The organism is Nocardioides sp. (assembly GCF_035703625.1).
GTDB lineage: Bacteria > Actinomycetota > Actinomycetes > Propionibacteriales > Nocardioidaceae > Nocardioides.
This window is the reverse complement of record NZ_DASSXS010000031.1, coordinates 1-7,322: the sequence shown is the minus strand read 5'-3', so window position 1 is coordinate 7,322 and position 7,322 is coordinate 1. Positions and strand designations below refer to the sequence as shown.

The 7,322-nt window shown below is 70.3% G+C and carries 8 protein-coding genes; 4 read left to right on the top strand and 4 right to left on the bottom strand.

Annotated elements, in window-relative coordinates; genetic code table 11:
* On the bottom strand, nt 1–564 hold a 564-nt coding region (locus VFN12_RS01355; protein ID WP_325116747.1), incomplete at its 3' end, for an aldo/keto reductase.
* Nucleotides 565–670: 106 nt separating this feature from the next.
* A complete protein-coding gene (locus VFN12_RS01350) occupies nt 671–1,912 on the bottom strand; it encodes a cytochrome P450 (RefSeq protein WP_325116746.1) in 1,242 nt (413 codons plus the stop codon).
* Nucleotides 1,913–2,056: 144 nt separating this feature from the next.
* Between VFN12_RS01350 and VFN12_RS01345 the strand changes: the two genes are divergently transcribed.
* Together VFN12_RS01345 and VFN12_RS01340 are read left to right on the top strand one after the other, a co-directional pair.
* On the top strand, nt 2,057–3,232 hold the full coding sequence (locus tag VFN12_RS01345; protein ID WP_325116745.1) for a steroid 3-ketoacyl-CoA thiolase: 1,176 nt from the start codon (nt 2,057–2,059) through the stop codon (nt 3,230–3,232).
* A gap of 251 nt (nt 3,233–3,483) precedes the next feature.
* Nucleotides 3,484–4,428 (top strand): type IV toxin-antitoxin system AbiEi family antitoxin domain-containing protein, encoded by a 945-nt coding sequence (locus VFN12_RS01340; RefSeq protein WP_325116744.1) that lies wholly within the window; start codon nt 3,484–3,486, stop codon nt 4,426–4,428.
* Between the two features lie 108 nt (nt 4,429–4,536).
* On the opposite strand, the gene VFN12_RS01335 is transcribed toward VFN12_RS01340, so the two are convergent.
* Both VFN12_RS01335 and VFN12_RS01330 read right to left on the bottom strand, forming a co-directional pair.
* Entirely contained in the window at nt 4,537–5,412 is an 876-nt protein-coding gene (locus VFN12_RS01335) for an SDR family oxidoreductase (protein ID WP_325116743.1), read from the bottom strand.
* A complete protein-coding gene (locus VFN12_RS01330; RefSeq protein WP_325116742.1) occupies nt 5,409–6,179 on the bottom strand; it encodes an SDR family oxidoreductase in 771 nt (256 codons plus the stop codon). The genes VFN12_RS01335 and VFN12_RS01330 overlap by 4 nt, the downstream gene beginning before the upstream one ends.
* Before the next feature lie 50 nt (nt 6,180–6,229).
* On the opposite strand from VFN12_RS01330, the gene VFN12_RS01325 reads away from it, so the two are divergent.
* Nucleotides 6,230–6,973 carry an enoyl-CoA hydratase family protein gene (locus VFN12_RS01325; protein WP_325116741.1) on the top strand — a complete coding sequence of 248 codons (744 nt, stop codon included), beginning with the start codon at nt 6,230–6,232 and terminating at the stop codon, nt 6,971–6,973.
* Nucleotides 6,970–7,322, top strand: a 353-nt coding sequence (locus VFN12_RS01320) for a CoA transferase subunit A (protein ID WP_325116740.1), incomplete at its 3' end; no start/stop codon positions are given. The genes VFN12_RS01325 and VFN12_RS01320, both read left to right, overlap by 4 nt.

Below are 7,322 nucleotides of genomic sequence, written 5' to 3'. Positions count from 1 at the left end.
GGGCACCTCGACCCGGGGCCGCGGGTCGACGTACGACGCCGTCAGCTGCAGCAGCGAGAAGGGCTCGAGGCCCTGCTCGCGGGCCAGCTCGCGCGCCCGCTCCACCCGCCAGGTGGCGTGGTTGCTGGCCCCCAGCCGCCGTACGGCGCCCCGCGTCACCAGCTCACCGAGCGCGGTCACGGTCTCGGCGAGGTCGACGTGCCGGTCCTCCGCGTGGGCCCAGTAGACGTCGATGGTCTCGACGCCCAGGCGCTCCCGGCTCCGCTCCGCCTCCCGGCTGATCACCTCCGCGGACAGGCCCTCGATCCCGCCGCCGTCCACCGGCTCCACGCCGACCTTGGTGGCGATGGTCAGCTGGTCGCGCAGGCCGGGGTTGGCCCGGAGCCAGCGCCCGATGACAGCCTCGCTCTGGCCGCCGTGCCCGGTGTCGGAGACCCAGAAGGCGTAGCAGTTGGCGGTGTCCAGCACCCGGCCGCCGGCCTCGACGAACCGGTCGAGCAACGCGAACGACGTCACCTCGTCGGTGCGCGTGCCGAAGTACATCGTGCCCAGAACCAGCTCCATGCGCCCTCCGGTGGTTGAGGTGCGAGCGTAGCGACCTGGATCGAGGAACGAGCGAGGCGAGCATCTCGAAATCCCTCGAAACCCCGGGAACCCTGGGCAGGGCGTCCTAGGCGTACTTGACCTGCAGGTCCTTGATCCCGTTGATCCAGCCGGACCGGAGCCGGCGCGGCTCGGCCACCTTGCTGATGTCCGGGGCGATGTCGGCCAGGGCGTCGAACATCAGCTTCACCTCCAGGCGGGCGAGGTTGGCGCCGATGCAGTAGTGCGCACCGTGCCCGCCGAAGGCCACGTGGGGGTTGGGGGACCGGGTGATGTCGAACGTGTAGGGATCCTCGAAGACGTCGTCGTCGAAGTTGGCGCTGGCGTAGAAGAGCCCCACCCGCTCCCCCTTCTGCACCCGGACGCCGCCCACCTCGACGTCGTTGAGGGCGGTGCGCTGGAAGGAGCTGACCGGGGTCGCCCACCGGATCACCTCGTCCACCATCGTCTCGGGACGCTCCCGCTTCCACAGCTCCCACTGGTCGGGGTGGTCGAGGAAGGCGTTCATCCCGTGGGTGATCGCGTTGCGGGTGGTCTCGTTGCCCGCGACGGTGAGCATGATGACGAAGTAACCGAACTCGTCGTCGTTGAGCTTCTGACCGTCCACGTCGGCGTGGACGAGCTTGGTCACGATGTCGTCGCGGGGGTTGGCCTGCCGGTCGGCGGCGAGCTCCATCGCGTAGCCGAGGATCTCGGCGGCGGCGATGTCGGGATCGACGTCGATCTCCGGGTCGTCGTAGGCCAGCATCTGGTTGGACCAGTCGAACAGCTTGCGACGGTCCTCCTGCGGGACGCCGATGAAGTCCGCGATGGCCTGCAGCGGCAGCTCGCAGGCGACGTCGTCGACAAAGTTCCCCGAGCCGCGGGCGACCGCGTCCCGCGCGATCTTCTCGGCCCGCTCCTTCATGATCTGGTCGAGCGCACCGATGGCGCGGGGCGTGAAGCCGCGCGAGATGATCTGGCGGGTCTTGGTGTGGTCCGGCGGGTCCTGGTTGATCAGCATCACCCGCTGCAGCTCCACCTGGTCGCGCTCCATCCCGGCCTGGAAACGGATGATCGCGCCGTTCTCCATGCTGGAGAAGTCCTTGCTGTTCTTGGACACCGCGGACACGTCCGCGTGCTTGCTCACCGCGAAGTAGCCCGTCCCCGACTCCGCGGACATGCCGTCGCGCGCGCCCTGCTCCTGCTCGACCCAGAACACCGGGGCCTTCTGGCGCAACGCGAGGAACTCGTCGTGCGGGATGCTCGCCTCGTTGGTCTGGGGGTCGGTGAAGTCGAAACCGGCAGGGATGACGTCGACAGTGCTCACGCGTGTGTTCACCTGAGGAACCTCTCGAATCTGGAACACGTTCTAGTTCGAGATCCTGACATACTCCCGGTCTGTTCGGAAGGGCTGCGGCCCGGTTTTGGGCGCCACCTTGCCCCGAATAAGAACGTGTTCTAGTTTTGGCGCATGCGCAACTCGGCCGGGAACCCGGTGATCGTCGAGGCCGTCCGCACCCCTCTCGGCAAGCGCCGTGGCTGGTTGGCCGGCGTACACGCCGCCGATCTGCTCGGCGCCGCCCAGGTCGAGGTCCTCAAGCGCGCCGGCGTCGACCCGTCGCTGGTCGACGAGGTGATCGGCGGGTGCGTCACCCAGGCCGGGGAGCAGTCCAACAACATGGTGCGCCGGGCCTGGATGCATGCGGGGCTCCCCCGCCAGGTGGCCTCGACCGTCATCGACGCCCAGTGCTCCTCCGGCCAGCAGGCCACCCATCTGGTCAACGCGATGATCCTGGCCGGCGTGATCCGCGCCGGCGTCGCCTGCGGCGTGGAGTCGATGTCGCGGATCCCGCTCGGCGGCAACGTGCCGGAGGGCCTGGGCGATCCGCGGCCACCGGCCTGGGACATCGACCTCCCCAACCAGTTCGAGGGGGCAGACCGGATCGCCCGTGACCGCGGCTTCAGCAGGGAGTCGGTCGACGCCTTCGGGCTCGCCTCCCAGCAGAAGGCACGCGCCGCGGTCGACGAGGGCCGGTTCACCCGGGAGATCTTCGCGGTCGAGGCGGCCGTGCTCGACGAGGCCGGCGAGCCGACCGGCGAGACCCGCACCGTTGACCGCGACCAGGGTCTCCGCGAGACCACGCTGGAGGGCCTGGCCGGCCTCTCGCCCGTGCTCGAGGGCGGCACCCACACCGCCGGTACGTCGTCCCAGATCTCCGACGGGTCGTCGGCGCTGCTGCTGATGGACGCCTCGCTCGCGGGCTCGCTGGGCCTGCGGCCACGCGCCCGGATCGTGTCGTCCTGCCTGGTCGGCGCCGACCCCTACTACCACCTCGACGGACCGGTCCAGGCAACCGAGCGCCTGCTCGAGGACACCGGGATGACGATCGGCGACATCGACCTGTTCGAGGTCAACGAGGCGTTCGCAGCGGTGGTCATGTCCTGGGCGTCGGTCCACCGGGTCCCCGAGGAGCGGATCAACGTCAACGGCGGGGCGATCGCCCTCGGACACCCCGTGGGTTCCACGGGCACCCGACTGCTCACCACCGCGCTCCACGAGCTCGAGCGCCGGGACGTCTCCACCGCGCTGATCTCGATGTGCGCGGGCGGTGCCCAGGCCTCCGGCACGATCATCGAGCGGATCTGAGCGTCTGGCTGCAGTTTCATCAAGGTATGCAGACGAGGCTGCACTTCCCACGATGAGTTGACCGTGGGAAGTGATGCGCCGCCACGGGAGGTGACCGACTCGACGACGTGTTGCCACCGGACGCCTGAGGAGACCGAGCGGCGTTCATTCAGGGCCACCCCGCGTCCACAAGATGGAGCGCCGCGCGCCTCCTCCACATCCCGCGATGCAACGTCCTCGAATCGAGGACCCGGCGGGCACCATCCTCCGGCATGGACCCGTTGCGCATCATGGCCGAAGTTCGCGGATTCTTCACCCGCGCCGAGGCGCGAGGGCTCGGCTACGACGACCGGGCTGTGACTCGTGCGGTGCGAGCGCAGCTGTGGCTGCGCATCAGGCGTGGCTACTACACCTTTGTCGACCTCTGGGCCGGTATGGACGACCGTGACCGGCACCTGGCGCGTGCCCACGCCGTCCAGCATTCATTGGGTCCTTCCGTCGCCCTCAGTGACGTTTCCGGCTGCCTGGAGCATGGCATCGCGACATGGGACATCGATTTGTCGCGCGTCCATGTGACCCGCCTGGACGGTGGGGCCGGCCGGATCGAAGGCGATGTCGTCCACCATGAGGGCTTCTGCCTGAAGGACGACCTCAGCGAGACGCCGTTCGGTCTCGTGCTCAGCCCGGCCCGCTGCGCCCTGGAGGCGGGTGCCCGCGTCGGGGGTGGCGAGCGCGGCCTTGTCGTCCTCGATTCCCTGCTGAACCTGGGGTTGTCGGATCTCGCCGGGCTGGAGGAGCAGTTCAAGCTCATGGAGCGGTGGCCTCGGATGCGCGGGATGCACATTCCTGTACGGATGGCTGACGGTGATTCTGCATCGGTCGGCGAGACACGGGGCCGCTGGCTGTTCTGGGTGCACCACATCCCAGCGCCGCTGTTGCAGTACCAGGTGCACGACGCCAATGGCGCCCTTGTCGGCACCTGCGACTGGGCATGGCCCGACCGAAACCAGCTGGGCGAGTTCGACGGTCGCGTCAAGTACGGTCGCGTGCTCAAGCCCGGCCAGGACGTCGGCGAGGTCGTCTTCGCGGAGAAGCAGCGCGAGGACCTGCTGCGTGAGATCACCTCGTTCGGCATGATCCGTTACGTCTGGTCCGACTACGACCGTCCGCGTCTCGCGGCAGCCCGACTGGGGCGCCAGCTCCGCCGATCGAGCTGACAGCTCGTCAGGTTCGCCTGCATCCCTTGGTGAACCTGCACTCCCCACGACCAATTCATCATGGTGAGTGCAGGTTGGTCTGCATACCTTGGTGAAGCTTGTGCAGCGTCACGCGCCGTAGACGGGCTCGGGGGTCGCGCCCTCGGCGACCAGCTCGTCGACGACCGCGCCGAGCTCGGCGGCCTCCCACCGGCGGCCGGCATCGCGCGAGGCTCCGTGTCGCCAGCCGTCCTCGAGCGTCAGCTTGCCGCCCTCGATCTCGAAGACCCGTCCCGTGACGTGACCCGCCTGCTCGGAGGCCAGCCAGGCGACCACCGGGGAGTTGTCGCCCGGCTCGGGCAGCCCGGCCCCGAAGACGCCTTCGGTCATCCGGGTCAGCGCGACCGGCGCGATCGCGTTGACGGTCACGCCGACCCGGCCCAGCTCGGCCGCTGCGACCAGGGTGAGGCCGGCGATGCCGGCCTTGGCCGCGGAGTACGCCGCCTGCCCCACGGATCCCTGCAGCCCGGCGCCGGAGGAGGTGTTGATGACCCGCCCCGCGCGCTGCCGGTCCGCCTTCGACTCCGCTCGCCAGTACGCCGCCGCGTGCCGCAACGGGGCGAAGTGGCCCTTGAGGTGGACCCGGACGACGGCGTCCCACTCGTCCTCGGTGGCGTTGACGAGCATCCGGTCGCGGACGAAGCCCGCGTTGTTGACCAGGATGTCGAGGGCGCCGTACGTCTCGATCGCCTGGGCCACCATCGCCTCGGCGTCGGCGAAGTCGGCCACGTCGGCGCCGTTGGCGACCGCCCGGCCACCCAGGGCCTCGATCTCGGACACGACGTCGTCGGCGGGCGAGTCCGCCTTCTCGCCGGCCAGCGAGACGCCGTAGTCGTTGACCACCACGGCGGCGCCCTGGCGGGCGAGCTCGAGCGCGTGCTCGCGGCCGATGCCGCGGCCGGCCCCAGTCACGATCGCGACGCGCCCCTCGAGAAGTCCGCTCACGGCCCTGCCTGCTCCTCTCGCATCTCGGCGAGGAAGTCAGCGGCCTCGCCCCCGCCATGCAGCTCGATGGTCGCCCCGCTGATGTGCGCGGCCAGCGGGGAGGCCAGGAAAGCGGTCAGCCAACCCACGTCCTGGGGCAACGCCAGCCGACCACCGGGCACGGTCTGCTCCAGCTCGTCGAGGTTGTCGGCTCCGCCGTAGAAGCCCTCGAGGGCCTCGGTCCGGGTCATGCCCAGGTCGATCGCGTTGATGCGCACCCGGGGCCCCCACTCGATGGCCAGTGACCGGGTCAGGTGGTCGAGACCGGCCTTGGCCGCGCCGTACGCCGCCGTCCCCGGGCTCGGCCGGACACCCGAGACCGACGAGATCCCGACGATCGCTCCGCCCCGCTCCTGCCGCTGCATCACCCGGTTGGCCTCCTGCGCGACGAGCAGCGGTGCGACGAGGTTCAGCTCCAGGATCTTGCGGTGGACGACGTGGTCGGTCTCGGCCGCCAACCCCCAGCCGGAGCCGCCGGCGTTGTTGACCAGCAGGTCCAGCGAGCCTCGATCGGCGACGATCCCGTCGACCAGGCTGCGCACCGCGTCGGAGTCGCGGACGTCGCACACCACGTGGGAGGTCCCGGGTGCCGCCTCGGCCTCCCGCCGCCCGCAGGTCACCACGTTCGCCCCCGCCGCCACGAGCTCGGCGGAGATCCCCGCACCGACTCCCTTGGCACCGCCGGTCACGAGAGCCACGCGCCCGGCCAGGTCGATCGAGAGACTCATGGCTGGTACCGTACCAAGCAAACGTTTGGTTGTCCGATCAGGGAGGCCCTGTGCCCATCACCAGCGAGGTGCGCGACGACGGCATCCGCGTCGTCACGATGGACCAGCCACCGGTGAACGCCCTCACCGTGCAGGGGTGGTTCGACCTCGCCGACGCCCTGGACGAGGCCGGCCGGGACCAGGCCACCCGCGTGGTGGTCCTGCGGGCCGAGGGCCGGGGCTTCAACGCCGGCGTGGACATCAAGGAGATGCAGCGCACCACGGGCTTCGACGCCCTGATCGGTGCCAACCGCGGCTGCTACGCGGCGTTCAAGGCGGTGTACGAGTGCCCGGTGCCCGTCGTCGCGGCGATCCACGGCTTCTGCCTCGGCGGCGGCGTCGGGCTGGTCGGCAACGCCGACTGCATCGTGGCCTCCGACGACGCCTACCTGGGCGTGCCCGAGGTCGACCGGGGCGCGCTCGGGGCGGCCACCCACCTCGCCCGCCTGGTCCCGCCCCACCTGATGCGCACCCTCTACCTCACCGGCCGCACGATCCCGGCCGCCGACCTGGTCCAGCACGGCTCGGTGCTCGAGGTCGTCCCCCGCGAGCGGCTGGACGACGCCGCCCTCGCGGTCGCCGGCGAGATCGCCGCCAAGGATCCGCGCGTGGTGCGGATGGCCAAGGAGGCCCTCAACGCGATCGACCCGGTCGACGTCAACCGCAGCTACCGCTTCGAGCAGGGCTTCACCATGGAGCTGAACCTGGCCGGCGTCTCCGACGAGCTGCGTGACGAGTTCGTGGGTGAGAAATGAGCACCCCCCGCGACAAGCAGATGACCATCGACGAGGTGGTCGCCGGCCTCGAGGACGGGATGACCGTCGGCATCGGCGGCTGGGGCCCGCGCCGCAAGCCGATGGCCCTGGTCCGCGCGATCTGCCGCTCCGGCCTGAGGGACCTCACGGTCGTCTCCTGGGGTGGCGCCGACGTCGGCCTGCTGCTCCGGGCCGGGAAGGTGCGCAAGCTGGTCTACGCCTTCGTGTCCCTCGACTCGGTCCCGCTCGAGCCCAACTTCCAGCGTGCCCGCCAGGACGGCGGGATCGCCGAGGTCGTGGAGCTGGACGAGGGGATGTTCCAGACCGGGCTCCGCGCCGCCGCCCAGCG

Bases quoted from the DNA above. Each gene is read 5' to 3' on its own strand.
- VFN12_RS01345 (WP_325116745.1), top strand. From the start codon at position 2,057: ATGCGCAACTCGGCCGGGAACCCGGTGATCGTCGAGGCCGTCCGCACC.
- VFN12_RS01340 (WP_325116744.1), top strand. From the start codon at position 3,484: ATGGACCCGTTGCGCATCATGGCCGAAGTTCGCGGATTCTTCACCCGC.
- VFN12_RS01330 (WP_325116742.1), bottom strand. From the start codon at position 6,179: ATGAGTCTCTCGATCGACCTGGCCGGGCGCGTGGCTCTCGTGACCGGC.